This is a genomic window from Marichromatium sp. AB31 (assembly GCF_003718685.1).
Lineage (GTDB): Bacteria > Pseudomonadota > Gammaproteobacteria > Chromatiales > Chromatiaceae > Marichromatium > Marichromatium gracile.
Genome location: NZ_RHFI01000003.1, coordinates 107,341 through 133,173 on the forward strand (window position 1 = coordinate 107,341; position 25,833 = coordinate 133,173).

General features: G+C 67.8%; 23 protein-coding genes and 3 pseudogenes. 5 read left to right on the top strand and 21 right to left on the bottom strand.

Features of this window, described 5'->3' with window-relative positions; translation table 11 throughout:
- Positions 1-1,098, top strand: coding sequence for a sulfotransferase (locus EBL84_RS04235; RefSeq protein WP_190287879.1), 1,098 nt, complete (start codon positions 1-3; stop codon positions 1,096-1,098).
- On the opposite strand, the gene EBL84_RS04240 is transcribed toward EBL84_RS04235, so the two are convergent.
- The 15 genes and pseudogenes from EBL84_RS04240 to bioB all read right to left on the bottom strand — a co-directional run bounded on the left by EBL84_RS04240 (position 1,086) and on the right by bioB (position 14,450).
- On the bottom strand, positions 1,086-2,342 hold the full coding sequence (locus EBL84_RS04240) for a transposase (protein WP_123139680.1): 1,257 nt from the start codon (positions 2,340-2,342) through the stop codon (positions 1,086-1,088). The two genes, EBL84_RS04235 and EBL84_RS04240, sit on opposite strands and share 13 nt — an antisense overlap.
- 137 nt (positions 2,343-2,479) lie before the next feature.
- A pseudogene (locus tag EBL84_RS17255) lies at positions 2,480-2,671 on the bottom strand (hypothetical protein); the annotation flags it as partial.
- Between the two features lie 297 nt (positions 2,672-2,968).
- A pseudogene (locus EBL84_RS17265) lies at positions 2,969-3,121 on the bottom strand (Type I secretion system protein TolC); the annotation flags it as partial.
- Positions 3,122-3,262: 141 nt separating this feature from the next.
- Positions 3,263-3,520 (bottom strand): annotated as a pseudogene (locus EBL84_RS04260) (transposase); the annotation flags it as partial.
- Positions 3,521-3,640: 120 nt separating this feature from the next.
- Positions 3,641-4,243, bottom strand: a complete 603-nt coding sequence (locus EBL84_RS16850) for a hypothetical protein (RefSeq protein WP_148040260.1) — start codon at positions 4,241-4,243, stop codon at positions 3,641-3,643.
- Positions 4,240-4,689 (bottom strand): hypothetical protein, encoded by a 450-nt coding sequence (locus EBL84_RS16855; protein ID WP_148040261.1) that lies wholly within the window; start codon positions 4,687-4,689, stop codon positions 4,240-4,242. The genes EBL84_RS16850 and EBL84_RS16855 overlap by 4 nt, the downstream gene beginning before the upstream one ends.
- A 7-nt stretch (positions 4,690-4,696) precedes the next feature.
- Positions 4,697-5,929, bottom strand: coding sequence for an SPOR domain-containing protein (locus EBL84_RS04265; RefSeq protein ID WP_123139682.1), 1,233 nt, complete (start codon positions 5,927-5,929; stop codon positions 4,697-4,699).
- Between the two features lie 267 nt (positions 5,930-6,196).
- Complete coding sequence (locus EBL84_RS04270) at positions 6,197-6,625, bottom strand: peptidylprolyl isomerase (protein WP_123139683.1); 429 nt, start codon at positions 6,623-6,625, stop codon at positions 6,197-6,199.
- Between the two features lie 651 nt (positions 6,626-7,276).
- Positions 7,277-8,113, bottom strand: a complete 837-nt coding sequence (locus EBL84_RS04275; RefSeq protein ID WP_123139684.1) for a trypsin-like peptidase domain-containing protein — start codon at positions 8,111-8,113, stop codon at positions 7,277-7,279.
- 16 nt (positions 8,114-8,129) lie between these two features.
- A complete protein-coding gene (locus EBL84_RS04280) occupies positions 8,130-9,335 on the bottom strand; it encodes a D-alanyl-D-alanine carboxypeptidase/D-alanyl-D-alanine-endopeptidase (RefSeq protein ID WP_123139685.1) in 1,206 nt (401 codons plus the stop codon).
- A 518-nt stretch (positions 9,336-9,853) separates the two neighbouring features.
- Positions 9,854-10,528, bottom strand: coding sequence for a dethiobiotin synthase (gene bioD, locus EBL84_RS04285; RefSeq protein ID WP_123139686.1), 675 nt, complete (start codon positions 10,526-10,528; stop codon positions 9,854-9,856).
- 31 nt (positions 10,529-10,559) lie between these two features.
- Entirely contained in the window at positions 10,560-11,459 is a 900-nt protein-coding gene (bioC, locus tag EBL84_RS04290; RefSeq protein WP_123139687.1) for a malonyl-ACP O-methyltransferase BioC, read from the bottom strand.
- On the bottom strand, positions 11,459-12,217 hold the full coding sequence (gene bioH, locus EBL84_RS04295; protein ID WP_123139688.1) for a pimeloyl-ACP methyl ester esterase BioH: 759 nt from the start codon (positions 12,215-12,217) through the stop codon (positions 11,459-11,461). Before bioH ends, bioC begins: the two co-directional genes overlap by 1 nt.
- Before the next feature lie 26 nt (positions 12,218-12,243).
- A complete protein-coding gene (gene bioF / locus EBL84_RS04300; protein ID WP_123139689.1) occupies positions 12,244-13,413 on the bottom strand; it encodes an 8-amino-7-oxononanoate synthase in 1,170 nt (389 codons plus the stop codon).
- Complete coding sequence (gene bioB, locus EBL84_RS04305; RefSeq protein ID WP_123139690.1) at positions 13,410-14,450, bottom strand: biotin synthase BioB; 1,041 nt, start codon at positions 14,448-14,450, stop codon at positions 13,410-13,412. The genes bioF and bioB overlap by 4 nt, the downstream gene beginning before the upstream one ends.
- A gap of 110 nt (positions 14,451-14,560) precedes the next feature.
- Between bioB and EBL84_RS04310 the strand changes: the two genes are divergently transcribed.
- Complete coding sequence (locus EBL84_RS04310; protein ID WP_123139691.1) at positions 14,561-15,265, top strand: ComF family protein; 705 nt, start codon at positions 14,561-14,563, stop codon at positions 15,263-15,265.
- 10 nt (positions 15,266-15,275) lie between these two features.
- Here EBL84_RS04310 and EBL84_RS04315 read toward each other — a convergent pair whose 3' ends face one another.
- Positions 15,276-16,553 carry an HlyC/CorC family transporter gene (locus tag EBL84_RS04315; RefSeq protein ID WP_123139692.1) on the bottom strand — a complete coding sequence of 426 codons (1,278 nt, stop codon included), beginning with the start codon at positions 16,551-16,553 and terminating at the stop codon, positions 15,276-15,278.
- A gap of 432 nt (positions 16,554-16,985) precedes the next feature.
- Here EBL84_RS04315 and EBL84_RS04320 point away from each other — a divergent pair, with 432 nt between their 5' ends.
- Positions 16,986-17,897 carry a recombination-associated protein RdgC gene (locus EBL84_RS04320; protein WP_123139693.1) on the top strand — a complete coding sequence of 304 codons (912 nt, stop codon included), beginning with the start codon at positions 16,986-16,988 and terminating at the stop codon, positions 17,895-17,897.
- A 75-nt stretch (positions 17,898-17,972) separates the two neighbouring features.
- On the opposite strand, the gene EBL84_RS04325 is transcribed toward EBL84_RS04320, so the two are convergent.
- The 5 genes from EBL84_RS04325 to EBL84_RS04345 form a co-directional block, all read right to left on the bottom strand.
- A complete protein-coding gene (locus EBL84_RS04325) occupies positions 17,973-18,980 on the bottom strand; it encodes an NAD-dependent epimerase (protein ID WP_123139694.1) in 1,008 nt (335 codons plus the stop codon).
- Positions 18,981-19,065: 85 nt separating this feature from the next.
- On the bottom strand, positions 19,066-20,352 hold the full coding sequence (tviB, locus tag EBL84_RS04330; RefSeq protein ID WP_123139695.1) for a Vi polysaccharide biosynthesis UDP-N-acetylglucosamine C-6 dehydrogenase TviB: 1,287 nt from the start codon (positions 20,350-20,352) through the stop codon (positions 19,066-19,068).
- A gap of 121 nt (positions 20,353-20,473) precedes the next feature.
- Positions 20,474-21,766, bottom strand: a complete 1,293-nt coding sequence (locus EBL84_RS04335; RefSeq protein ID WP_123139696.1) for an FGGY-family carbohydrate kinase — start codon at positions 21,764-21,766, stop codon at positions 20,474-20,476.
- Between the two features lie 5 nt (positions 21,767-21,771).
- Positions 21,772-22,161 (bottom strand): preQ(1) synthase, encoded by a 390-nt coding sequence (gene queF / locus EBL84_RS04340; RefSeq protein WP_062276506.1) that lies wholly within the window; start codon positions 22,159-22,161, stop codon positions 21,772-21,774.
- An 84-nt stretch (positions 22,162-22,245) separates the two neighbouring features.
- Complete coding sequence (locus EBL84_RS04345) at positions 22,246-22,683, bottom strand: phosphate-starvation-inducible protein PsiE (RefSeq protein ID WP_123139697.1); 438 nt, start codon at positions 22,681-22,683, stop codon at positions 22,246-22,248.
- 208 nt (positions 22,684-22,891) lie between these two features.
- Here EBL84_RS04345 and EBL84_RS04350 point away from each other — a divergent pair, with 208 nt between their 5' ends.
- Together EBL84_RS04350 and EBL84_RS04355 are read left to right on the top strand one after the other, a co-directional pair.
- Positions 22,892-23,788, top strand: coding sequence for an HDOD domain-containing protein (locus EBL84_RS04350; RefSeq protein ID WP_190287881.1), 897 nt, complete (start codon positions 22,892-22,894; stop codon positions 23,786-23,788).
- 8 nt (positions 23,789-23,796) lie between these two features.
- Positions 23,797-25,722: a bifunctional diguanylate cyclase/phosphodiesterase gene (locus tag EBL84_RS04355; RefSeq protein ID WP_190287882.1), complete on the top strand. Its 1,926-nt coding sequence runs from the start codon at positions 23,797-23,799 to the stop codon at positions 25,720-25,722.
- Positions 25,723-25,833 lie beyond the last annotated feature (111 nt).

A 25,833-nucleotide genomic window follows, 5' to 3' on the forward strand; every position in this document is an offset into this window, starting at 1 on the left:
ATGGACAAGCTGCCTGAGTCGGTCTTGTTTTTCACCCGTACCCGGCGGGTGATGACGCCACTCTATCGCGCGTTGAGCAAGATCGAGAGCCGGCTGCTGAGATCGCGGCTGAAGCGGATCGATATCATCAAGCCCATCTATATCACTGGGCTGCCTCGGTCGGGGACGACCATCCTCCTGGAGATGCTGGCCCAACACCCCGCAGCGGCCAGTCATCGCAACTATCAATACGTACAGCCCTATCTGCCTTATTGGCTGGATCGGATCTACCCGCTGGTGCCCCTGGGTGAGGATCGCCCCTTCGAGCGCGTGCACAAGGACAAGTTGACCGTGACTCGAACGAGTCCTGATGTGGTCGAGGAAATCTTCTGGGCGACCTTCTTTCCCTCCATCCATGATGAGTCAGGTTCATCGGTGCTCGATGAGAAGACCCGTCATCCGGACTTCGAACGCTTCTATCGCAACCACATCAAGAAGATGCTGCTGAGTCGCGGCGCCTGTCGTTATCTGACCAAGAACAACTACAACTTCAGCCGTACCGGCTATCTCTCGAAGTTGTTTCCGGGCGCAAGGTTTGTTTTCGTCATCCGTGATCCTGTCCATCATGTTGCTTCCTACCTGAAGCAGGACCGTTTGTTCAATAAACTGAATGACGAGGATCCGCGTTGGCAGGATTATCTCTGTGGTCTTGGTCATCGCGAGTTCGGCCCGGCAAGGTCCATCATCAATCTTGGTGATGATGGTCTCGTCAAACAGATCTCAGAGGCGTGGCGGGCCGGGCAGGTCGTGCAGGCGTGTGCCCGTTACTGGAATGCGGTCTATCTGGACATCGATGCAAGACTCCGGGCCGACAAGGACCTCGCTGCGCGCTCGCTGGTGTTGCGCTACGAGGATCTCTGTCGAGACTCCGCAAACCAGATCGATCGTCTGCTGGAGTGCTGCGAGCTGGATCCCGAGCCCTTCGCCAAGTCCAAGGCCCGCTATATGCAACGCCTGGTCGAGCCAACCTACTATCGTCCCGACTTCAACGATTCAGAGTTGTCGATGATTGCCGAGCTGACCGGCCCCGCCGCTGAGCGCTATGGCTATGCCGGCTGATCAATCTGAGGGCGTGATTGCCGGGGCAGGCCGAATAGCAGCCTGGCGCGAGTCATTCCGCGCAGATAGCGACACTCCCGCCGTGCCGCGAGCGCGGTCAGCCGCTCCGGCGCGCCGATCGCGGCGCCAAACCCCTTGAGCAGGAAACCGGCGTGCTCGACGAAACGCTCCGGCGCGATACCGAGTCGGGAGAGGATGTCGGGCAGCTCCGCCGGGATCGCCCCGCGCTTGCGTGGATGCAGGGCACGGCCGAGCGAGTCGACCAGGGTCAGATAGCCGTCGAAGGTGAAGGGGATCGTTGCGGGGACCTCGGCGGGGTTGCCGAAGGGCAGTAGTGGGGCAGGGGGCAGGCGGTCGAGGACGGTCTCCCAGAGATTGGTGCTGCGGGCCTCTGGCGAGCTGTCGGCGTGATCGGTCACGGCTGGTGAGGGCGGGTGAGTGGCTGGCGGGGTGTCATCCGTCTCGGACGTTGCGGTCTCCTGGGCAGCACGCGCGCGTTGCGAGCCGGGATGGACGTCTGGCGGTGCTCGTCTTGCCGTATCGGGTGACGGCGCCACGACGAGATGCCGCCCGTTCGCCGCGCCATCATCGCCCGCACGCAAGGCGGCGATCCGTGCCGCAATCCCGGTATGCGCACTCTCCTCCGGCGTCTCCGCGATCCCCGCCCGGATCGGGTTGAGATCGACATAGGCCATCACCGCCAGCAGCGCCGTCTCGTCGAGGATTGCCTGCGAACGAAAGCGCCCCTCCCAGAACCGCCCGCGTACCCCATTCTCCCGATTCGCCGCCCGCGCGATTGACTCGTTCAACACCCGCATGAACCAGGAGAGATCCGCCAGCCGCGCCCGATAGGTCGCGACCAACCCCGCGACCCCATCCAGCTCCGTCTCGGTCATCTCCGCCCGCGTCGCAGGCGACAGGAACCGCTCCACCACCACCGGCCCCCGGAACAGACACCGCCAGCGCCGCAAGACCTCGGTATCCGACCACCCCGCCGCCCGATCCGCATCCTCCCGCACCACCAGATGCACGTGATTGCTCATCACCGCATAGGCCGCGACATCAATCGCGAACACCCCCGCGAGCTGGCGCAACCGCAACTCCACCCAGCCGCGACGATGCTCGAAGCTCCGCCCGGTCAACCGATCGAAGCCACAGAGATACGCCCGGCGCACGCACCGCGTGACGACGTGATACCAGGGCGTATCGGAGAGGGAGACGAGCGAGGCGCGGGGACGGGTCATGGGGCATCTCCGCTGGAGGTGTTGGAGGAAGCGTAGGAGAGCGCCTTGGGGGCGTCAACGGTAAGTGGGTGTCCTTTTGGTAAGTGGGTGTCCTTTTCAACCTCTCATAACCTCTCATAACCTCTCATCACCGCATAGGCCGCGACATCGATCGCGAACACCCCCGCGAGCTGGCGCAACCGCAACTCCACCCAGCCGCGCCGATGCTCGAAACTCCGCCCGGTCAGCCGATCGAAGCCGCAGAGATAGGCCCGGCGCACGCAGCGCGTGACGACGTGATACCAGGGCGTATCGGACAAGGAGACGAGCGCGGCGCGGGGACGAGTCATGGGGCATCTCCGCTGGAGGTGTTGGGTGAAGCGTAGGAGAGCGCCTTGGGGGCGTCAACGATAAGTGGGTGTCCTTTTTAATCACGACGATGCTCGAAGCTCCGCCCGGTCAATCGATCGAAGCCGCACAGATACGCTCGCCGCACGCAACGCGTGACGACGTGATACCAAGGCGTATCGGACAAGGAGACGAGCGAGGCGCGGGGACGAGTCATGGGGCATCTCCGCTGGGGGTGTTGGGTGAAGCGTAGGAGAGCGCCTTGGGGGCGTCAACGATAAGTGGGTGTCCTTTTTAATCAACCGCAACTCCACCCAGCCGCGCCGATGCTCGAAGCTCCGCCCGGTCAGCCGATCGAAGCCGCAGAGATACGCCCGGCGCACGCACCGCGTGACGACGTGATACCAGGGCGTATCGGACAAGGAGACGAGCGCGGCGCGGGGACGAGTCATGGGGCATCTCCGCTGGAGGTGTTGGGTGAAGCGTAGGAGAGCGCCTTGGGGGCGTCAACGATAAGTGGGTGTCCTTTTCAATCCAATCACTCGGCTATGGACTCACCCGCCAGGGCGCGTCGCGCCCTGGCGCTCAGCGCTTTTTTCGACGATCTCCTTCAGGATCTTGTGATCCAGGCTCAGATCCGCGTACATGTGCTTGAGCCGGCGATTCTCCTCCTCCAGCGTGCGCAGCCGCTTCAGGTCCGAAGCCTCCATCCCCCCGTCCTTCGAGCGCCATTGATAGAAGGTCGCCGCGCTGACGCCCAGCTCCCGGCACACGTCCTTGACGGCCATTCCTGACTCAGCACGACGCAGTGCGTCAACGATCTGCTGCTCGCTGTACTTGCTCTTGCGCATGTGGGCTCTCCTCTGCTCGGCCACCATCATGCCCTCGGTCTCTACTTTTCGCTGGACCTATTTTCGGGGAAGGGGACAGGCCTTGGGAGTGTCAACGATAAGTGTGTGTCCCTTGTTTGTCTAAAATAATTCTATTACAGCTGGTATTTTGCTGTAATCGCTGCTTTCTCTAACTCTCAAAAAGCCAACAAGTTCGTTTGACTCTGATAGTTTGAATTCGCCGTAAATGCCCATTGAGTTATATTCAACCTTGTTTCCTTTTATGAAGACGCTGTGACTTGTGTTGCATGTTGATTCGGTAAAAAGACTGATGCATCCTTGTTCTCTGTCTTTATATCTTATTATCGAGGAGTAGACTCCTGAGTGTTTGTCGATAAAACTTTTGTCTTCCTTTGTGATTTCTTTTGTCTTTTTTAAGTGTATATCTATCCTGGACTTAAGCATCATTGCTTCCAGCATTATTTGATTTCTGACAAGCTCGTCTTTTGCGTTTTCTAGACCTTTCTTTAATGCATAATTTCTGATGTTTGGGTTGTCTGAGCAGACTAGTTGCTCAAATGCAAAAAGCCTGTCAAAAGAGTCCGCGTCAGCGTTTAGCAAAACGGATCTGTATTCCTGGAGTTTTTCTCTTGGGTGTGATTTGTATTCTTCGCAAGAAAATGCGTTGTTGATGGTGGCTAAAAAAATAGTTGCAGTTAAAACGATCTTTTTGTGTTTGTTCATTTGTCCTGCCCCCATAGGTAAGAGATAGAAATTTGGTAAATGCCTTTTCTTTCTTCTAGTAAAGTGAATTTAACTTTGCAGTGAGGCCAGAGTTCAATCCATTTGTTTGTGGGTAAGGTTTTCTCGTAGCCTCTGAGTTTTGTGTCAGGTATTTTTGGGTCCGTGCTTGTTATTGTTATTTCTGAATCATATCTTTCTGCTGAAAATCCATTGTAAGAGCATATTTTTATACTTTCCCCTGGAAATACTATTTCCTCTATTATTTTTTGATGGTTGGCTGTTTCTGAAGGTGTATTGGTGTTTTTGGTGATTATTTCTCTGTATGCGGGTAATTTTGAAAGTGCTTCGGGTATTGAATTGTATATGCTAATTAGTGCGTCGGTGGTTGTGATTGCTGCGACTATTGTTACTGCTATGCCTGATTTAATAAAAATTTTTTTGTTCACTGGTATTCTAGTTGTTAATTTCTTTTATTTCCACCCCAACCCCCAAACTCCTCACCCAAATATCCAGCCCCCGAATCCCCTCCGGCAACGCCTTCCGCGCCGCTACGGCCTCGGCCCGGGTGGGATAGAGGCTGTGGATGAGCACATACCAGGGCTTGCCCTGGTAGGTCTCCTGGCGCCAATAGAGACGATCGGGCAGGTCCTGTTCGCGGATGAAGGCTTCCAATCCGTCGCGGGAGAAGGCGCCGAGCAGTTGGATGGCGTAGCTCGGTGCGTCGAGGGTGATGATCGGGGCGTTGTCGTCGAGCGCCGGTTGGGTGGCGGACGCTTCGGCGGTCTCGGGCGTTGGGGCCTCGGTCGGTGCGTCCGGCACCGCCTCGTCGGCGGGAGCTGGCGCGATCGTCTCGGCCTGGACGGGCGTGGGCTCGGCGGGTTGTGTCTCGGGCTCCGCTGAGACGCTCGACGGTGCCGGGGGCTCCGGCTCCGGCTCGGGAGGCGCAGCCTCGCCGGTCGTCGGGGTCGTCGGGGTCGTCGCCTCGTCGGTCTCGATGACCGCCGGCAGGCTCGGCGTGACCGGGGCCGAGGGGAGGCTCTGTCGGGTCACGCGCAGGGGCTGCTGCGTCTCGTTGAGCGCGACGCTGTCGGTGAGCGAGGCCGAGGGGCGGGCCGGGGGAGTGATCGCGGGCTCGGCGGTCGTCGTCGGCTCGGGCGCGGCGCGCAGCTCGCGGGCGAGCTGTTCGATGGTGACAGAGAGCGCATCGAGTTCGCGCTGGACCTGGGCGTCGGACTGAGGGGTGCCGCTCGGACGACCCTGGATCGCGGCAATGCGCTCGACACGCTCGGCGAGCGCCTGGCGTTGGGCATCGAGCTGACGGTAGGCGAGGGTGAGGGCGAGCGCGATGCCGATCAGCAGCACGACCAGGGTCGCGAACACCAGGGTGCGCCAATGCCGCAGCCGACGGTCGAGCAGGGTGCGGTGGTTGAGCAGGGCGCGCTGGAGCTGGGCGGTGGTGAGACGACGATCCTCGTCCATGTCGCCGAGCCGGTTCAGCACCGTGTCCTGCAGCTGCTTGAGATCGCGCCGCTGTTCGGCGACGCCGACGGCGAGCTTGGCGATCTGCGCGGCCTGTTGGCTGATCCGGGTCCGGGCGGCGACGTCTTCGGCGCCGGGTCTGGGGTCGGACGCCGTTGATGTGGCCTGGGCCTGGATGTCCGGCTCGGGGGTGGTGGTATTGTCCATGACGATCTGCCCCGCTACTGATCTGGGCGAGCGTGGGCCTGGGCTGTCCCGCCGTTCGAGCAGGTCGCGGGCGCCGGCCTGGGTTCGGGATAAGGCGTCGTTGGACGGGGCGCGTCTGTCGCCGTCGGCTGACCGTCCTGGGGGAAGAGTATCGGTGTCTGGTCGGTCGAGGGCAAGCGTCGGTGGAGCGGTGGTGCGTCCCTGCACCGGGCCGGGAGCGGCTGCTCCCTTGGCCTGACCGCGCAGGGCGCGCGGCCCGGCCAGCGATCAGGAGATCGAGACCAGCTCCAGGGCGAAGGTGAGGTCCTTGCCGGCGAGCGGGTGGTTACCGTCGATGGTGACCTCTTCGTCGTTGAACGCCTTGACGGTGAAGGAGACGTGCTGACCGTCGGGACCCTGGGCGTGCAGCACCATGCCCTCGTGCAGGTCGATGTCGGCGGGGATGGCCGAGCGCGGCACCTCCTGCGTCATCTCGGGACGGTACTCGCCGTAGGCCTGGGCCGGGGGGATGGTGACGGTCTTGTTCTCACCGACGCTCATGCCCTTCACGGCCTCCTCGAAGCCGGGGATGATGCCGCCAGCGCCGATGGTGAACTCGATCGGCTCGCGTCCGACCGAGCTGTCGAACTGGGTGCCGTCCTCGAGGGTGCCGGTGTAGTGGATCTTGACGGTATCGCCGAGCTTGGCTTCAGACATGGGATGGTCTCCCGGAGTTTGGGGTGCATTGCGCCGACCGGGGCAGTCCGGCAGGCGAGCGAACGGAGGTCTCGGGTCGAGGGCTGGGAGGGGGACGAATCGCGCCGTCTTGCGGTCTGCGGGAGACGCGAGACGATCGAAGGAACGGGACGCCGGCCGGGACCGGTCGCTCCACCGAGGGGATGGCGCCCCGCCGAGGCCCGAGTGGTGGACGCGGCGACGGGTCGACCCGATCGGTTGCGTTGTTCGTCGCGATCGGTCTCTCCCAGGGATCCTTCGATGACGCGAGGCTCTCTGGGCGCACTCTAGAACAGGGTGGCGGTGAGTGCAAATCGCCGCCAGTCGCCAGAGAGATTGAACCGCAAAGGCTCGAAGGGGACGAAGAAGCGCAAAGATGAGTGTCGCCTCTAGCGATCGGCCTCCAGCGGCCAGTACCCGCCTGTCCTCGAGCGCCAGTGCGCCACAGCTGGTGGCAAGCGGAGCCGTCTCGAGGGCACACATTCACCGGCGCGCGGCGTTCGGACACGCGTGCGGAGCTGATCGACAGCGCCCACTGGTGACTGGCGACTGGAGGCTGAAAGCTGAAAGCTTCAACCCCTTTGCGCCCTTCGAGTCTTTGCGGTTCACCCATTGCGGCTACCAGCGCTGCCTTTAGCGCAGTCGCGCGAGGATCGCGCGAGCGCGGTTGGCGGGGACGGCGAAGCCGATGCCGACGTTGCCGCCGGCCGGGCCGATGAGGGCGGTGTTGATGCCGACGACGGCGCCGCTGAGGTCGATCAGCGGGCCGCCGGAGTTGCCGGGGTTGATCGAGGCGTCGGTCTGGATCAGCTCGCCGAAGCGGTTGTCGGCGATGCCGCTGCGCCCGACCGCGCTGACGATCCCCGAGGTCACCGTCTGACCCAGACCGAAGGGGTTGCCGATGGCGATGACGAAGTCGCCGACCTCGAGCCGGTCGGAGTCGGCGAAGCGCAGCGCGCGCACCTCGACCGGCGGGATCCTGAGGATGGCGATGTCGGTGTCGGCGTCGGCGGCGATGCGCCGGGCGCGGAAGCTGCGCCGGTCCTTGAGGGTGACGCGGATGCTGGTGGCGCCCTGCAGCAGATGGGCGTTGGTCATCACATAGCCGCGCTCGGCGTCGACGATCACCCCGGAGCCGACGTTGCGTTGGCGCTCGATCTCGCCGGGTTCGGGCAGTGGCAGCCCGAAGCGTTCGAGAAAACCGCGGAACTCCGGGTCGCTGAGAAAGGGGTGGGCACGCGCCGAGACCTCGGCATCGACCGCGATGTTGACCACCGCCGGGGTGATCTCGCGCATCAGCGGTGCCAGCGAGGGGTAGTCGGCGCCGGCCTTGCGGTGCGGGAAACCGGCGAACTCGGGCACGGCGAGCTGGCGCTGGTCGGCGCTCTGGGGCAGGGCGCAACCACCGAGCGCCAGCAACATGGCCAGCGCCACCAGCACGACGCGGTGACGGACGATGGGGTCGAACACCTGTACCTCCCGTGATTCAGCGCGCCAACGCGCTGGCCAGCCGCTGGCGCAGGCTGCGATCGACCGGCTGCTCGACGAGCAGCGCGAAGCGCCCCCAGCCGCCATTGCGCCGGACGTAGCCGGCATAGCTGCTGACCCCGGTCAGGGTGCCGGTCTTGGCCAGCACCCGGGGGTCGTCGTCCTGGCGCGGCATCAGGTCGCGATAGGGGGTGAAGGCGTCGAGCAACTCGACGAGCTGGCGCGCGCTCAAGCGGTTGGCGCGCGATAGTCCGGCGCCGTCGTCGATCACCGCGTCGCGCCAGCCGAGCCGGTCGCGCGCCAGCCGGGTCACTGCGCGCCGCGCCTCGGCCATCCCCGCCACTCCCTTGTCCTTGGGGTCGGAGAGCATGATGAACAAGCCGTTGGCGATGAAGTTGGTCGAGTACTCGAGCATCGGCGCGATCATCTCGGCGAGGGTGCGACTGTTGTGGTGTCGATAGACCAGCCGCGCACCGCGTGGCGCCCGCGCTTGACGGATCGGCCCGGTGACGCTGACACCGGCGCGTTCGAGCAGCGCCGCGAACAACTCGCCGAAGTGACGCTCGGCACGGGCGCGGTCGATCAGGTTGACGCGATGGCGACCCGGTCCCAGGTCGGCGCCCAGCGCCTGCGCGGTGGCGGTCAGCGGCGTCTGTGGTTCGCCGCTGCGCAGCCGGCCATCGGCCTCGCGTATCAGGCTCACGGTGTTGAAGTTGGCCGCGAGCGCGCTCAGCGGGGCGTCGTAGGGGTTGCTGGTGCGCGAGCGCCCGGGGATCTCGGTATCGGCGCCGAGCGCGTGGGTATCGAGCCCGAGTCCGTTGATGCGGGTGAGGCCGCGCGCGCGCAGCGCGGTGGCGATGCGCATCAGCTCCTCGGAGACCAGATAGGGATCACCGTGCCCGACGACCCAGAGGACGCCGTCGTCGTCGAGGCGGACATCGGTGTGGAAGCGATGCTCGCGCCCCCAGGTTTCGAGCGCGGCATAGGCGGTGAGCAGCTTCATCGTCGAGGCCGGCACCCGTGGCGTGGTCGCGCCCTGGGCGATCGCGGTGGTGCCGTCGGGCTCGACCAGCAGCAGGCTGGCGTGCTCCAGCCCGCGCACGGTGGCGAGCGGATCGGCACCGCGCGCCAGACCGCTCAGACACAACAGGGCCGCGCCCAGCACGAGTGCGGCGCGGTGACGGGATGAATGGAGTGCGATCATCGGACGCTCGTCGTCAGTGGCATCAGGATGCCCGGCACCGGGCCGGGCCGTCGGGCGCACAGCATAGCCCAGGCGCGGTGGATTCACCGCAAAGACGCGATGGGGGCTTCCAGCCGCCAGCCATCAGCCTCCAGTCATGAGCGGCCAGCGTCAGAGTCCGAGTGCCGACCTCCACTGGCGGCTGATCGCTGGAGGCTGGTCGCTCATAACAAGCGTCACGGCAACGGCATCGGGTCGAGATAGGCTGCGACGGTGGCCGGAGTGATTTGGTCGAGCCAGACGCGTAGGTTGGGTTGCCGGTGACAACCCAACGCATGCCTCAACGCCTGATGGTCGGGCGCCGATGTCGGGTGGCCCGTTCACGCTGTTGTCAGCCGTCAGCCGTCAGCCGTCAGCCGTCAGCCGTCAGCCGTCAGCCTCCGGTCGTGTGCTGCCAGGGTCAGAGCCCGAGTGCCTGTCTCCACTGGAGGCTGACCGCTGGGGGCTGGTCCCTGGAGGCTGGTCGCTGATGACGACCGTCACAGCAACGGCGTCGGGTCGAGATGGGCGGCGACGGTGGCCGGGGTGAACTGGTTGAGCCAGGGCACCACGCCGAGCCGGGGGGCGGCGATGGCGCGGGTGAGGGTGTCGAGGTTGGCCGCCGAGGCGGGCATCGTCGGGTCGACCTGATTGGCGACCCAGCCGACGAGCGGGCAGCCGCTGGCGCGGATCGAGTCCTGGGTGAGCAGGGCGTGGTTGATGCAACCGAGCTTGACCCCGACCACCAGCACCACCGGCAGGTCGAGCGCGCGCGGCAGGTCGCGCATCGACAGTCGGTCGCCGAGCGGGACGCGCCAGCCGCCGGCGCCCTCGACCACCACCCAGTCGGCCTCGTCGCTCAGCGCCCGATAGGCGTCGCGGATCGGCGCCAGCGCGATCTCCACCCCGGCCTCGGCGGCGGCCACGTGCGGCGCGATCGCCGGGGCGAAGGCATAGGGGTTGATCCGCGCATAGGGCTGTTCGCACCAGCCGGCGGCGGCGAGGCGCTCGGCGTCGTCGTTGCGCAGTCCGTCGGCGGTCTCGACACAGCCCGAGGCGACCGGCTTCATCCCCAGCACGCGCAGCTCGCGCGCGGCCAGCGCGGCGATCAGCCCCTGGCTGACGGCGGTCTTGCCGCAGTCGGTGTCGGTTCCGGTGACGAACAGGCCTGGCATCGGCTGGGTACTCCTTGTCTTTGAATGATGGTCAGTCGCGCCCGCCGAGCTGGCGGCGGAGCTGTTCGAGCGGCACCGCGACGGCGCCGTCGGCGGTGCTCGATTGTTGCGTCTGTTCGGGCGCCCAGGCGTGGCCGTAGAGCACCTCGTAGGTCGCCGGCAGACGGCCGTCGTCGCGTCGTTCGCGCTCATAGGCGGCGGCGAGGGCGGCCAGCCGCGCCCGTCCGGTCAGGCCGCGCGGGCGGTCCCGGCTGGCGTTGCGCGCGCCGATCGCCTTGAGGTCGTGCATCAGCTCGGTGGTGGTGGGGTAGGTCAGGGTCAGTCGTTCGGCGTCCATCACCGGGTCGGCGAGGCGGGCGCGAACCAGCGCATCGCCGATCTCGTGCATGTCGGTGAAGGGGCTGACGTGGGCGTGACCGTCGACCTCGGCCCAGGCCGCGCGCAGCTCGCGCAGGGTGTCGGGACCGAAGGTGGTGAACTGCAGCAGACCGCCGGGGCGGAGGATGCGCAGACACTCGCCGAAGGTGTGTTCGAGGTCGTTGCACCACTGGATGGTGGCGCTCGACAGGATCAGGTCGAACGAGTCATCGGCCAGCGGCAGCGACTCGGCGTCGGCGCAGACGCACAGCGGACGGCGCCACCAGCGCCCGCGCCGGCGCGTCTGCTGCAGCATCGGCTGGGCGAAGTCGAGCGCCACCACCTCGGCGCGCTTGTAGCGTTGCTGCAGCGCGGCGGTGCAGTAGCCGGTGCCGGCGCCGAGGTCGAGGATACGACGCGGCTGGAGACGGATGTAGTCGAGCCGTTCGAGCAGGCGGTCGGCGATCTCGCGCTGCAGCACCGCCGCGGCGTCGTAGCCGGGCGCGGCGCGCGCGAAGCTGGCGCGGGCGCGGCGCTTGTCGATCGGCGCCAGCCGTGGGTCGGGCGTCGACATCAGCCCAGCGCCTCGGCGACGAAGCCCTCGATCGCCGTCAGGGTCTCGCGTCGGTGCGAGATGTGCGGCGCGTGCGCGGCGCCGGCGATCACCTGGGTGCGGGCGCCGGGCATGATCAGCTCGATGCGCTCGGCCACCGCCGCCGGCACCAGGGCGTCGTGACTGCCGAACAGCCACAGCGCCGGACAGGCGATGTCGGGGAGCTGGCCGCGCAGGTCCTCGTCGCGCAGCAGGTCGAGTCCGTCGGCGAGCGCGCGCGGGTCGGGCTCGGGGCGCGTGGTGAGCTCCTGGCGCAGGGTGCGCAGGGTCTCGCGCGCGGCGTCGCTGCCGCGCACCTGGAGCGCGAGGAAGCGCGAGAGGGTGCCGCTGGGGTCGTCGAGCAGACCCTGGTGGAACTGACCGAGGGTCTCCTCGGCCATCGCCGGGCGCCAGTCGGCGGCCTGGACGAAGCGCGGCGTGGCGGTGAGCTGGATCAGTCCGCGCACCCGCTTGGGGGCGCGCAGCGCGGCGGCCTGGGCGACCAGTCCGCCGAGCGACCAGCCGAGCCACACCGCCTCCTCGGGGGCGGCCTCGAGGCAGGCGTCGGCCCAGGCCCAGAGGTCGGCGCGGGCGGGCGTCCGGGCGCCGTGGCCGGGGAGTTCGATGGTCTGGATCGGCAGGCCGCCGAGCTGTGGCGGCAGGCCGTCCCAGACGGCGGCGTTCATGCCCCAGCCGTGGAGCAGTACCAGCGGCAGGGACGGGTTGGATCCGGTGGACACGCGGGTCTCCTTACGATGCAGTGGGGTCAGTCCGCGCGATCGGCGCGGGGCAGCTCGGCGAGCGCCGCGAGCAGCCGGTCGACGTCGGACTCGGTATGGGCGGCCGAGAGGGTGATGCGCAGTCGCGCGCTGCCCTCGGGTACGGTCGGCGGACGGATGGCGCCGACCAGGATGCCGCGTTCTTCGAGCGCCCGGCTCCAGGCCAGGGCGCGCGCGGCGCTGCCGGCGACCAGCGGCTGGATCGGGGTGGCGCTCGCCATCAGTTCGAGACCGAGCCGGGTCGCGCCGTCGCGCAGCCGAATGATCAGCGCCTGCAGGTGCTCGCGGCGCCAGGTCTCGCGCTCGGCCAGACGCAGGCTGACCCGGGTGGCCTCGGCCAGCGCTGGCGGCGTGGCGGTGGTGTAGATATAGCTGCGGGCGCGCTGGATCAGGGTCTCGATCAGCACCGCCGGGCCGGCGACGAAGGCGCCGGAGACGCCGAGCGCCTTGCCCAGGGTGCCCATCAGGATGGGTGCCGCGTCCTGGTCGAGCCCGAAGTGCGCGAGCGAGCCGCGCCCGCCGGGACCGAGCACGCCGAGACCGTGGGCGTCGTCGACCATCAGCCAGGCGTCGGCGCGCCGCGCCTGCTCGGCGAGCGCGGGCAGCGGGGCGAGGTCGCCGTCCATGCTGAACACGCCGTCGGTGATCACCAGCCGGGTCTCCGGGTGACGCTCGAGCTGCTCGGCGAGGGCGGTGGCGTCGGCATGGGCGTAACGGCGCAGGGTGGCGCGCGAGAGCTGCGCGGCGTCGAGCAGCGAGGCGTGGTTGAGCTTGTCCTGGAGCAGGGTGTCGCGACGCCCGGCGAGGGCGCTGATCACCCCGAGATTGGCCATGTAGCCGGTGGAGAAGAGCAGCGCGCGCTCGCGCCCGGTAAAGGCGGCAAGCTCCTCCTCCAGCGCCTCGTGCGCGGCGCTGTGGCCGTTGACCAGGTGCGCCGCACCGCTGCCCACGCCCCAGCGCTCGGCACCGCGTTGCAGCGCGGCGATCACCTCGGGGTGGTTGGCCAGCCCGAGATAGTCGTTGCTGCAGAAGCTCAGCAGCTCGCGCCCGTCGATGCGGGCGCGTGGCTGCTGCGGACCCTGCTGGATGCGGCGACGGCGATAGAGGTCGGCATCACGCAGCCGCTCGAGCTCGGGGACGAGGACATCGAGGCTCATGCGTCGCTCGGCAGCATCTCTTCGAGCTTGACGTGACGCTTGCAGGCGCCGGGCTCCTCGCGCTCGCCGTGGTCCTCGACGAAGTGCATGTCGAGCCGCGCGAACAGGTCGCGGTCGCGGCTGGTGCCGGCGTTCTTGGTGGTGAGCAGGTGATCGCCGTAGAAGATCGAGTCGGCCCCGGCGAGGTAGCACAGCGACTGCATCTCGTCGCTCATGTCGTGACGCCCGGCGGAGAGCCGGATGTGCGAGGCCGGCATCACCAGCCGGGTGGTGGCGACGACGCGGATGAACTCGAACGGGTCGATGGCGTCGCGCCCGAACAGCGGCGTGCCCTCGACCTGCACCAGCATGTTGATCGGCACCGACTCGGGGTGGGCCGGCAGGGTGGCGAGCTGCTGCAGCATCGAGGCGCGGTCGCGGCGCGACTCGCCCATGCCGAGGATGCCGCCGCTGCAGGTCTTGAGGCCGACCTCGCGGACGTGCTTGAGGGTCTCGAGCCGGTCCTGATAGGTGCGGGTGGTGATCACCTGGCCGTAGAACTCGGGCGAGGTGTCGAGGTTGTGGTTGTAGTAGTCCAGCCCGGCGTCCTTGAGGGTGCGCGCCTGCTCGGCGTCGAGCATGCCGAGGGTGACGCAGGTCTCGAGCCCGAGGTCGTGAACCCCCTTGATCATCGCGATGACGTGCTCGAGGTTGTTGGCGGTGGGGTTGCGCCAGGCCGCGCCCATGCAGAAGCGCGTCGCCCCCTGATCGCGCGCGGCGCGCGCGGCGGCGAGCACGGTCTCGAGTTCGAGCAGCCGTTCGCGCTCCAGCCCGGTGTGGTTCTTCGAGCTCTGCGAGCAGTAGCCGCAGTCCTCGGGGCAGGCGCCGGTCTTGATGTTGAGCAGGGTGCTGACGTGGATCCGGTGCGGGTTGAAGCGGGCGCGATGGGCGCACTGGGCCTCGAACATCAGATCGTTGAACGGCTGCTCGAGGACGGCGAGGACCTCGTCGACGGTCCAGTCGGTGCGGATCGGGGGCGCTTGCAGGGTGGCTGACATGGGAGGGTCCGGATGGCTGACAAAATCCACCAGATGCTATCGGTTTTTCGCTTCTTGTCAACTTTCGCGAGACTTCAAGGTTTACCGCGCGTCGTCCGGGGCGGAGCGCGATGACGCTGCTGGGGCGTCTGATCGAGGGGCTCTATCCGCCGACCTGCGTGCTCTGTGGCGCGCCCGGCGAGTCCGGGTTCGATCTCTGCGCCGGCTGTCGCGCCGAGCTGCCGGTCAACCACCATTGCTGCGCCCGCTGTGCCCAGCCCTTCGATACCGACCTCGGTGCCGGGCGCTGGTGCGGGCGCTGCGTGGCGCGCCCGCCGCCCTTCGTCCGCTGTCATGTGCCGCTGCGCTATCAGGGGCTGGTGCCGGGGCTGATCGCCGATCTCAAGTTCCACGCCCGACTCGATCGCGCGGTGCTGCTCGGGCGGCTGCTCGCCGAGACGCGCGCGGCGCTCGCGCCGCCGTTGCCCGAGCTGCTGGTGCCGGTGCCGCTGCACCCGGCGCGCCAGCGCGCACGCGGCTACAACCAGGCGCTGGAGCTGGCGCGGGTGGCCGGCGTCGCGCTCGACGTGGCGGTCGCCCCCGGGCTCTGTCTGCGGGTGCGCGCGACGCCGCCGCAGGTCGGCCAGCAGCGCCGCGCGCGCCAGCGCAACATCGGCCCGGGCGCCTTCACCTTGGCCCGGGCACTGCCCGCCAGGCGTCTGGCGATCGTCGACGATGTGATGACCACCGGTGCCACGGTGAGCGCGCTGGCGCGGGTGCTGACGCGCGCCGGGGCGTGCGAGATCGAGGTCTGGGTGGTGGCGCGCACGCCCTGATCGCGCCCTCTCAGCGCCGCGGGCGGCGTGTCGGACGCGGGATGATCCTGACCGTCTTCACCCCGTTGTCGGCGGTCTGGATGATCTCCATCGGGTGCCCCGAGAGCTTGAGGCTGGTGCCGGGTTCGGGGATGGTCTCGAGGTATTCGAGGATCAGCCCGTTGAGGGTCTTGGGCCCGTCGGTCGGCAACTCCCAGCGCAGCACGCGGTTGAGTTCGCGCAGCCCGATGCCGCAGTCGATCAGCAGCGAGCCGTCCTCGGCTGGCTGGATCTCGGAGATGCTGTCGGAGGGGTCGGTGGTGAACTCGCCGACGATCTCCTCGAGCAGGTCGGCGAGGGTGATCAGCCCCTGGAAGTCGCCGTACTCGTCGACCACCAGGCCGACGCGCTGCTTGGTGTGCTGGAAGTTCAACAGCTGCTGGTAGAGCGGGGTGCCCTCGGGGACGAAGTAGGGCTGGCGCGCGATCGCCCGCAGGTGCTCCTTGCCGAGCCCCTTCTCGAGCAGGGCGTGGAGCGCATTGCGGGCGTGGAAGACGCCGATGACGTTGTCGATGCCGCCGTCGTAGAGCGGCAGGCGGGTGTAATTGGTATTGCGCACCGCCTGGATGATCTCTTCCGCGCTGTCCTGGATGTCGATGCCGTCGACCTCGTTGCGCGGGATCATGATGTCCTCGACGGTGGCGCGTTCGAGGTCGAGGATGCCGAGCAGCATCGAGCGGCTGCGCTCGGGGATCATCGCCCCGGCCTCGCTGACCACGGTGCGCAGCTCCTCGCGGCTGAGCGCGGTGCCCTGACCGCCGTCCTCGGGGGCGATGCCCATCAGTCGCAATAGCCCGTTGGTGAACAGGTTGACCAGCCACACCACCGGATAGAGCAGCTTGAGCAAGGGGCCGTAGACATAGGCGGCGGGGAAGGCGAGGCGCTCGGGATGGAGGGTCGCGTAGGTCTTGGGGGTGACCTCGGCGAAGATCAGGATCACCAGGGTGAGCAGCCCGGCGGCGATGCCGATGGCCGCCTCGCCGCCGAGCCGGATGGCGATCACCGTGGCCAGCGAGGAGGCCATGATGTTGACGAAGTTGTTGCCGAGCAGGATCAGCCCGATCAGCCGATCGGGACGATCGAGCAGCTTGCGCGCACGCCGCGCCCCGCGGTTGCCCTGATCGGCCTGGTGACGCAGACGGTAGCGGTTGAGGGTGAGCAGCGCGGTCTCCGAACCCGAGAAGAAGGCCGACAGCAGGATGAGCAGGAAGAGGATCAGGAACAGGCCGGGCAGGGGAAAATCGTTCACGTTGGGTTACCGATGGTCGGTGAGCAGTGGTGGCTGGGGCGCTGCGATGGATCGGGGATCGGGCGGTGCAGGGTGTACGCCTGGGCGTGTCGGGGCGGCGCCGGGCATCCCGGCGCCGGCGGTGGATTCTAACGTAAAGCCGCGCTGGTCGTCTTTCCAGCCGCCGGATATCAGCCGCCAGCCGCCGGTGGCGCCACCCTCAAAGGCTGACGTCTGGAACGTACGCCAGGGCTGACGGCAAGCGATGCCCTCATCGAGGGCGCACCCGCGCTGGTTGCCGGCGGTTTGAATCCCTTTGTGCACTTTGCGTCTTTGTGGTTCAAACTCCCGCTGGCCGCTGGCCGCTGGCCGCTGGCCGCTGGCCGCTGGCCCTGTGTCCTTGCGGATCCTCCCGTGTCGGGCATAATTCAGCGCTTTTTGCCGGGGAAGCCAATGTTCAAGAACGCCAGGCTCTATCGCCTCGAACAGCCCGTCCGCATCGACGGACAGGAACTCGAGGCCCAGCTCGACGGGCGCAGGTTCCGTCCCTGCGGTCCGCTCGAGACCGCGACCATGGGCTGGAGCGCGCCGCTCGGCGAGGACGGCGGGGCGCTGGTCCATCCCCTTGAGGGCTGCCTGCTGATCTGCGCACGCAAGCAGGAGCGTCTGCTGCCGACGGCGGCGGTGAAGGAGGCGCTGGAGGAGCGTATCGGCGAGATCGAGGCCGGCGAGTCGCGTGAGGTCGGTCGCACCGAGCGGCGTCGGCTGCGCGAGCAGATCGTCGACGAGATGCTGCCGCGCGCCTTCACCCGCTCGCGTCGCACCCGCGCCTATATCGACACCGAGAGCGGCTGGATGGTGATCGACGCGGCCAGCGAGAAGCAGGCCGAGGAGGTCGTCTCGCTGCTGCGCGAGACCCTGGGCAGCCTGCCGGCGCTGCTGCCGGCGCCGGCCGAGCACCCCGCCGAGGTGCTCTCGCGCTGGTTGCTCGAGGACAGCGCCCCGGCCGACTTCGTCGCCGGTGACGCCTGCGAGCTGCGCGACGCCGAGGAGAAGAGCGGGGTGGTGCGGATCAGCGGCGGTGATCTCACCAGCGACGAGGTGCTCGCCCATCTGCGCGCCGGCAAGCGCGCGGTGAAGCTCGCGCTGACCTGGGACGAGCGCTTCAGCTTCACCCTTGCCGACGATCTGTCGCTGAAGCGGCTGCGCATGGCCGAGGAGCTGCTCGACACCCTCGACGACGAGATCGAGGACCCGGCGGTGCGCTTCGAGACCGAGTTCGCGCTGTTCGCGCTGCAGCTGCGCAACCTGCTCGCGCGGCTCGAGACGGTGTTCGGGCTCGCCGAGGCGCGCGCCGGCATCTGAGCCGTCGACGCCGGGCGTCTTCGCCCGGCGTCCTCCTCCCCACCGGCCCGCCCTCGGCGCGGGCCGACGCCCCGCTCACACCTGATAGAAATCGCGATACCAGTCGACGAAGCGCGCCACGCCGTCGGCCACCGAGGTGTTCGGCTGGTAGCCGGTGTCGCGCACCAGATCGGCGACGTCGGCATAGGTGTCGGGCACGTCGCCGGGCTGCAGCGGCAGCAGGTTCTTCTCGGCCTCGCGCCCGAGGCAGCGTTCGAGCACCGCGATGTACTCCATCAACTCCACCGGATTGTTGTTGCCGATGTTGTAGATGCGGTAGGGCGCGGCGCTGGAGGCCGCGTCTGGGGTCGCGCCGCTCCACGCGGGATTGCCCGCGGGGACGCGGTCGAGCACCCGGATCACGCCCTCGACGATGTCGTCGATGAAGGTGAAGTCGCGACGGTGCTTGCCGTAGTTGAAGACGTCGATCGGCTCGCCGGCGAGGATCGCGCGGGTGAACTTGAACAGCGCCATGTCGGGCCGGCCCCAGGGACCGTAGACGGTGAAGAAGCGCAGCCCGGTGGTCGGCAGCCGGTAGAGATGGCTGTAGGTGTGGGCCATCAGCTCGTTGGCCTTCTTGCTCGCCGCGTAGAGGCTGACCGGGTGGTCGACGTTGTGATGCACCGAGAAGGGCATCTCGGTGTTGGCGCCGTAGACCGAGCTGCTCGAGGCGTAGACCAGGTGCTCGACGCCGTGATGGCGACAGCCCTCGAGGATGTTGGCGAAGCCGACGAGGTTGGTGTTGACGTAGGCCATCGGGTTCTCGATCGAGTAGCGCACCCCGGCCTGGGCAGCGAGGTTGACCACCCGGTCGGGGCGATGCTCGGCGAAGGCGGCATGGAGCGCCGCGCCGTCCTCGATGTCGATGCGCAGGTCGTGGAAGCGCGGATGGTCCTGGGTGCGCGCCAGTCGGGCGCGCTTGAGGTTGACGTCGTAGTAGTCGTTGAGGTTGTCGACGCCGATCACCTCGTCGCCGCGCTCGAGCAGACGCAGCGACAGGGCCGAGCCGATGAAACCGGCGCTGCCGGTGACCATGACTTTCATAGTGTTCTCGCTCCAGGGCGCGCCCGGGGTGGGCGCGCCGGGTCGGGGGGATGGGGGCGTGTGCCCGGCCCGGGCGGGCGCGGGCTCAGAGCCGGCCGTCGACCTGATCGCGCGGCAGCAGCTGCTTGACGTCGTAGAGCACGGCGCCGGGCTTGCCGTAGGCGCGGATGCGCTCGGCCCCGAGCGCGGCGTACTGGCGATGGGCGACGGCGAGCACCACGGCGTCGTAGACGCCCGCGGCCGGGTCGTCGACCAGGGTGATGCCGTACTCGGCCTCGGCCGCGGCGCTGTCGGCCCAGGGGTCGTGGACGTCGCAGGCGATGCCATAGTCGGCCAGCTCGGCGAGGATGTCGACCACCCGGGTGTTGCGCAGGTCGGGACAATTCTCCTTGAAGGTCAGTCCCAGCACCAGCACCCGCGGCGCCTCGCCGAGTCCGCCGCGTCGTGCCATCAGCTTGATCACCTGACCGGCGACATAGGCGCCCATGCTGTCGTTGAGCCGCCGCCCGGCGAGGATGATCTCGGGGTTGTGGCCGATCTGTTGCGCCTTGTGGGTGAGGTAGTAGGGGTCGACGCCGATGCAGTGACCGCCGACCAGGCCGGGGCGGAAGGGCAGGAAGTTCCACTTGCTGCCGGCGGCCTCGAGCACCTCCTGGGTGTCGATGCCGAGCTTGCCGAAGATCAGCGCCAGCTCGTTGATCAGCGCGATGTTGAGATCGCGCTGGGTGTTCTCGATGACCTTGGCCGCCTCGGCCACGCGGATGCTGCTGGCGCGGTGGGTGCCGGCGGTGATGATCGAGGCGTAGAGCGCATCGACGAAGTCGGCCACCTCGGGGGTCGAGCCCGAGGTCACCTTCTTGATCGTCGGCAGCCGATGTTCCTTGTCGCCGGGGTTGATGCGCTCGGGGCTGTAGCCGGCGAAGAAGTCCTGGTTGTAGGTCAGCCCCGAGATCCGCTCGATGATCGGTACGCACACCTCCTCGGTGGCGCCGGGGTAGACGGTCGACTCGTAGACCACCACGGTGCCGGGGCGGATGATCTCGCCGATGGCGCGGCTGGCCGATTCCAGCGGGCCGAGGTCGGGCTGCTTGTGCTCGTTGATCGGGGTCGGCACGGTGACCACCAGCACCCGGCACTCGGCCAGGTCGGCGGCCTGTTCGGTGTAGCTCAGTCGCCTCACCGCGCGCAGCTCCTCGGGCTCGACCTCGAGCGAGCTGTCGCGCCCGGCGCGCAGCTCGGCGATGCGTGCCGCGGCGATGTCGAAGCCGACGGTGTCGTAGCGCTTGCCGAACTCGACGGCCAGCGGCAGGCCGACGTAACCCAGTCCGATGATGCCAATACGCAGGTCTTGCAGGTCCGAATCGAAGGTCACGGCAGGAAGCTCCTTCTTGGGTCAGTGAGAGAAAGCGGACGTCGGCCGGGCCGTCTTGGGCACGGATCGTTGCATGTTAGCAGCCCGTTGTGGGGTGGCGCGACGGTGTTCGATGGCCGCTTCAGCCGTCGGCGGCGCCCCCTCGGGCGAGCAGTGCTGCGCCGAAGGCCGCTTCCTGACGCAAGGCGCGGAGCACGGTGCAGTCGAGCAGGCGTGCGCGCATCCGCGTCCAGGTGGGGTTGTGCGCGCCGCCGCCGATGCTGAGCACGTGGCGTGGTCGTGGTGCGCCGAGCTCGGCGAGCCGGGCATAGCCCTCGGCCTCGATCCGGGCGATGCCCTCGAGCAGGCCGTGGAGGCGGCGTACCGGGTCGCCGGGGTGAGGGTCGAGCCGTGGCGCGAGATGCGGGTCGGGGTGCGGGAAGCGCTCGCCGATCCCCGGCAGCGGGTAGTAGTCGAGCCCCGAGTCGCGTTCGGGGTCGATGCGTGCGCTGAGCGTGACGAGGGCGTCATCGTCGAACTCGCGGCGCAGCACCCCGGCGCCGCTGTTGGAGCCGCCGCCGACCAGCCAGTGCGCGCCGTAGCGGTGGCTGTAGACGCCGTAGTCGGGGGCCTCGATGCGCTGCGGCGAGAGCACCTTCACCACCAGGGTGGTGCCGAGGCTGGTGAGCGCCTCGCCCGGTCGCGCGAGTCCGGCGGCGAGCGCCGCGGCGGTGCTGTCGGTGGTGCCGGCGACCACCCGGGTGGTCGGGGGCAGTCCGGTGGCGGCGGCCACCGCCGGGGCGAGTGGTGCGATCCGGGTGCCGGGGGCGAGCACCTGCGGCAGCCGCGCGCCGGGCGGCAGCAGTGCGCCGACCCACTCGGGCCAGCCCGCGCGTTCGGGGTCGTGACCGAGCTTGAGGGCGTTGTGCCAATCGCTCGCGGCCAGCACGCCGGTCAGTCGGGCGGTGAGCCAGTCGGCCTGATGCAGCGCCCAGAACGGACCTGCGGGGGCGAGCCGGTCATGGAGCGCGAGCAGCTTGGCCAGCCCCGAGCCGGGGCCGCGCGCGGCGCTGCTCGTCGGCGCGCTGGCGGCGATGCGTGCGGCGGCCTGGTGGGCGCTCTGGTCGTCGTACATCAGCGCCGGGCCGAGCGGGTCGCCGGCGGCATCGGCGAGCAACAATGTGGGGGAGGTGGCGGCCACGGCGAGCGCCGCGGGGCGATGATCGGGGAGTGCGGCGACCAGCGCGCGCAGCACCTCGGTGAGCGCCTGCCACCAGTCCTCGGGGTTCTGTTCGACCCGACCGGGGGCCGGTCGGGTCGAGTCGGGGAGTGCGGTGCGGGTCTCGGCGAGCGGCTCGGCGGCGGCGTTGATCGCTACCGCCCGACACCCGGAGGTGCCGAGATCGAGCCCGATGAAGGCCGCTTCCCCGCGCATCGCTCTCAGGGCAGCTGCACCTGGGGCTGGGGCTGCCAGTCGGCGGCACGATGCTCGGCGACCACCGTGGTGTAGATGCCGCCGCGCACGTTGAAGTCCGCGGTCAGACGCATGAAGCGCGGCTCGGTGGCCGCCACCAGGTCGCCGAGGATGCGATTGGTCACCGCCTCGTGGAAGGCGCCCTCGTCGCGATAGGACCAGACATAGTTCTTCAGCGCCTTGAGTTCGACACAGCGCGCCTCGGGGATGTACTCGAGGGTGAGTTCGGCGAAGTCCGGCTGGCCGGTCTTGGGGCACAGACAGGTGAACTCGGGCACGCGGATGCGGATGGTGTAGTCGCGCTCGGGCTGGGGGTTGGGGAAGGTCTCGAGCGAACGGCTCGGGGCGCTTGGCATTTCTCGGTATCTCCTGATTTGAAGCAGGCCGCGGGTAGCGGCCGGGGCGCAAGTTTACGCGTTGCGCCGGTGCAAGGCGATGGTTCAGCGGTGCTCGGTCGGCTCGGGCTCGTGGTGCGTCGCCTCGCCGGCGGCGTCGATGCTGTAGCGCTGACTGTAGCGCACGATGAGGATGGCGATGCTCACCAAGAGGATGGCGCCGCCCTCGTAGAGCAGGTTCTCGGGGGCGATGTTCTTGCCCTGGAGCACGATCAGCCGCGACAGCGCGGTCACGGCGATGAACATCGGGTAGGTGAAGGGCACGGCGTGACGCACGAAATAGACGTGGGTCATCGCCATGATCTCGATATAGATGAACATCAGCAGCAGGTCTTCGAGGCGCACCTCGCGATGCTCGCCGATGCCCCAGACCAGCTGCGCGATGCCCATCAGCGCGAGCACGCCGACGCCGGTGAGCACCAGCTTCTCGGTGAAGCGGAACAGGGTCGAGAGCAGGGCGTTGAGTCGCTGTTCCAGGCGCATGTCGGCTCCTCCCTTCGACTGGACGTTGGGCCCCGTGACGATCAGGGGGCGGTTCGTCCAAGGATAGTCAGCCGTCGTGAGATATGAGATTTTGGGATCTGGGTCCTGCACGTGAGCAGAATCGAGTGTAGAGTTGGGCGCTAGCCCGAGTTTCTGTATGCCCCCGGGGTGTCGAGCGCGATGCGCCGGGGCATGTCGCGAGTTCCAAGTGACAGACGTTCCCGCCGCCGTATCCCCGTCATGCTCGCCGCCTGCCCGACTCGGCACGCTGATCCGCGAGTTGCAGTCCCTTCCGCCGCTTCCCGAGCAGGCGCAGGTGCTGCTCGCCGAGTTGGTCGACCCCGAACTCGATGTCAATCGTGTGCTCGAGCTGATCGAGCGTAGCCCGCCGATCGCCGCGCGGCTGCTCGGGATCGCCCGCTCGGCCTTCTTCGCCGGTCCCATCCCGGCGCGCGATCTCGGCGATGCGGTGATCCGGGTGCTGGGCTTGCGCCTGGTGCGCGATCTCAGCATCAGTCTGCTGCTGAGCGCGCCCTTCGAGCGCGATCGCTGTCCGGCATTCGACCCCGGGCGCTACTGGCGTCGGGCGATGCTCACAGCGACGCTCGCCGAGGCGCTCGCGGCCAAGGTGCCGGGCGATCGCGAGGAGACCCTCGCCGGGGTCTATCTCGCCGGTCTGTTGCACAACCTCGGGCTGCTGGTGCTGGTGCACCTGACGCCGGAGGTCATGGACGAGGTCTTCATCGCCGCCGCCGACGACCCCGAGCGAGGGGTCGCCGAGTTGACCCGACAACGGCTGGGACTCGATCACTGCCTGGCGGGGGCCGCGCTGGCGCGCGCCTGGCAGCTGCCGCCGGGGCTCGCCGTGACCATGGCGCGACACGGTGAGCCGGACTATGGCGGTGGGTACTGGCGGCTGGTGCAGCTGGTGGGCTTTGCCGAGCGCTTCGGGACGTTGGCCGAGCGTCATCCGGAGACGGCCGAGGATCTGGACCTGGCGCCGCCTGCGGCGTTGGGGATCGAGGCCGATGAATGGCGGCGGACCGCTTCGCGCTGGTGCGCCCGGATCGGGCATCTGTGCGAGATGGCGGATGCCTTCAGCTAGAGGTTGACATGGATATCTTCCAACCCAGTGCAATGGACGCCGGCGGGGACTCCGGCATTCTTTCCCTGATCGAATCCCTGAGCATGCTGCGCAGTCTGGTGGTGCCGGACGCCACGGCGCTCGACGAACCCGAGCTGTGCGCGCACGCCGCCCGCGCCTGTGTCACGCATCGCGACCTCGAGTGCTGCGCCCTCTATCTCCAGCACGACCGCGCGCTGGTCTGCACCGCCCATGTCCGCCGCGACCCCGATGACGCCGATGCGCCCGGCGCGGCGCTCGACGAGCTGGCCGCGCGCGTCATCGCCGATGGCGAGGTCCTGCGCGGCGCCAGCGAGGTCCACGGTTCGCTGCTGGCCGCACCGCTCGCCGCGGCGGGACGGGTGCAGGGCGTGCTGGTGGTCGGTCATCCTGCCGCCGGGCGTTATTCGCGCTGGCACGAGCGCCTGTTGCAACTGGTCTGCGACGTGTTGACGCAGACCCTCGAGCACGGGCGGCTGGTGCGTGGCCAGCGTGAGGCCATCGCCGAGCGCAGTCGCGCGCTCAGTCACTGCGACGCCTCGCTCGATGCCGAGCGTCGTCGGCGCTCGGCGGCCGAGTCGGCGCTGGTGCGCGAGTCGCGGCTGCGCGATCGGCTGGCGCGACTCGACACGCTCACCGGGCTGCTCAATCGCGCCGCCTTCGAGTCCGAGTTGGCGCGGGCGCTGGGGCGGGTTGCGCCCGGCTCCGGGGGGCGGGCGCTGATCCATGTCGATATCGATCGCTTCCGGGTGATCAACGACGCCGCCGGTCAGGCCGCCGGCGATCAGCTGATCCGGGTGCTCGCCGAGCTGCTGCGCGAGCATTTCGCCGGGGCGAGCCTGCTCGGACGGCTCGGTAACGACGAGTTCGGCATCCTGCTCGAGGGCAGGGCGGCCGACCGGGTCGAGACCCTGGCCGAGTCGCTGTGCGATGCGGTCGACGACTTCCAGTTCAGCTTTCGCGGCTATCGCTTCGTCATCAGCCTGAGTATCGGCGTGGCCGAGTATCGTGACGGCGACTCGGGCGAGCAGCTGCTGCGCAAGGCCTATTCGGCCTGTCTCTCGACCCAGGAGGTCGGCGGCGGCAACGTCCGGCTGTATCGCGAGCACGACGGCAAGCTCAAGCGGCGCAACAACGAGGCGCACGCGCTGTCGCGACTGGTGCGGGCGCTCGAGGAGGACCGCCTGGAGCTGTTCTCGCAGCCGATCGTGGCCAACGCCAGGGCGCCGCAGGCCGCCGCCGAGCCGATCAACTACGAGATCCTGCTGCGACTCAAGGGAGAGGATGGCGATCTGATCTCGCCGGGGCAGTTCCTGCCGATCGCCGAACGCTACGGGCTGTCGGTGAAGCTCGATCGCTGGGTGGTGCGCTCGGTCCTGCAGACGCTCGCCGAACATGCCGAGCGCTTCGATCGCTTCGGCTATGTCACCATCAACCTCTCCGGTCACTCGCTCGGCAGTCGCGGCTTCCTCGACTATGTGCTCGAGCAGCTTCGCCACTTCGCCACCACGCCGGGCAAGATCTGCTTCGAGGTCACCGAGACCGTGGCCATCTCCGACCTGCAGGCCGCACGTCGTTTCATCGCCGGGCTCAAGTCGCGCGGTTGTCGCTTCGCGCTCGACGACTTCGGCAGCGGCTATGCCTCCTATCTCTATCTGCGCGACCTCGAGGTCGACTTCCTCAAGATCGACGGCGAGTTCGTCCAGGGCATCGCCACCGACTCGGCCAACCTTGCGCTGATCCGCTCGATCAACGACATCGGCAAGATCCTCGGCAAGCGCACCATCGCCGAGCACGTCGAGAACGACGCCACCCTGGCGCTGCTTGAGGAGATCGGCATCGACTTCGTTCAGGGTTACTTCATCGGCCGTCCCGAGCCGCTGCGCAACATCCTCGAGCCCGAGCGGTCTCATTGAGCTGTTGGTGACGCGGCCATAGCGCCGTGTCGGCGGCATCGTCAACGAGATTTGACATCCACCGCGAGTTCATGGTTTTTCTGCCGCGATGCCGATCGCCGGTCCAGGGCG

What these genes read in the sequence shown, in the direction of transcription:
- EBL84_RS04355 (WP_190287882.1), top strand. Translation starts at nt 23,797, where the DNA reads ATGGATATCTTCCAACCCAGTGCAATGGACGCCGGCGGGGACTCCGGC.
- EBL84_RS04235 (WP_190287879.1), top strand. Translation starts at nt 1, where the DNA reads ATGGACAAGCTGCCTGAGTCGGTCTTGTTTTTCACCCGTACCCGGCGG.
- EBL84_RS04280 (WP_123139685.1), bottom strand. Translation starts at nt 9,335, where the DNA reads ATGATCGCACTCCATTCATCCCGTCACCGCGCCGCACTCGTGCTGGGC.
- bioD (WP_123139686.1), bottom strand. Translation starts at nt 10,528, where the DNA reads ATGCCAGGCCTGTTCGTCACCGGAACCGACACCGACTGCGGCAAGACC.
- EBL84_RS04335 (WP_123139696.1), bottom strand. Translation starts at nt 21,766, where the DNA reads ATGCGCGGGGAAGCGGCCTTCATCGGGCTCGATCTCGGCACCTCCGGG.
- EBL84_RS04270 (WP_123139683.1), bottom strand. Translation starts at nt 6,625, where the DNA reads ATGTCTGAAGCCAAGCTCGGCGATACCGTCAAGATCCACTACACCGGC.
- EBL84_RS04320 (WP_123139693.1), top strand. Translation starts at nt 16,986, where the DNA reads ATGTTCAAGAACGCCAGGCTCTATCGCCTCGAACAGCCCGTCCGCATC.
- queF (WP_062276506.1), bottom strand. Translation starts at nt 22,161, where the DNA reads ATGCCAAGCGCCCCGAGCCGTTCGCTCGAGACCTTCCCCAACCCCCAG.
- bioC (WP_123139687.1), bottom strand. Translation starts at nt 11,459, where the DNA reads ATGTCGACGCCCGACCCACGGCTGGCGCCGATCGACAAGCGCCGCGCC.
- EBL84_RS04240 (WP_123139680.1), bottom strand. Translation starts at nt 2,342, where the DNA reads ATGACCCGTCCCCGCGCCTCGCTCGTCTCCCTCTCCGATACGCCCTGG.
- bioB (WP_123139690.1), bottom strand. Translation starts at nt 14,450, where the DNA reads ATGTCAGCCACCCTGCAAGCGCCCCCGATCCGCACCGACTGGACCGTC.
- EBL84_RS16850 (WP_148040260.1), bottom strand. Translation starts at nt 4,243, where the DNA reads ATGAACAAACACAAAAAGATCGTTTTAACTGCAACTATTTTTTTAGCC.
- EBL84_RS04265 (WP_123139682.1), bottom strand. Translation starts at nt 5,929, where the DNA reads ATGGACAATACCACCACCCCCGAGCCGGACATCCAGGCCCAGGCCACA.
- EBL84_RS04310 (WP_123139691.1), top strand. Translation starts at nt 14,561, where the DNA reads ATGACGCTGCTGGGGCGTCTGATCGAGGGGCTCTATCCGCCGACCTGC.
- bioF (WP_123139689.1), bottom strand. Translation starts at nt 13,413, where the DNA reads ATGAGCCTCGATGTCCTCGTCCCCGAGCTCGAGCGGCTGCGTGATGCC.
- EBL84_RS04345 (WP_123139697.1), bottom strand. Translation starts at nt 22,683, where the DNA reads ATGCGCCTGGAACAGCGACTCAACGCCCTGCTCTCGACCCTGTTCCGC.
- EBL84_RS04325 (WP_123139694.1), bottom strand. Translation starts at nt 18,980, where the DNA reads ATGAAAGTCATGGTCACCGGCAGCGCCGGTTTCATCGGCTCGGCCCTG.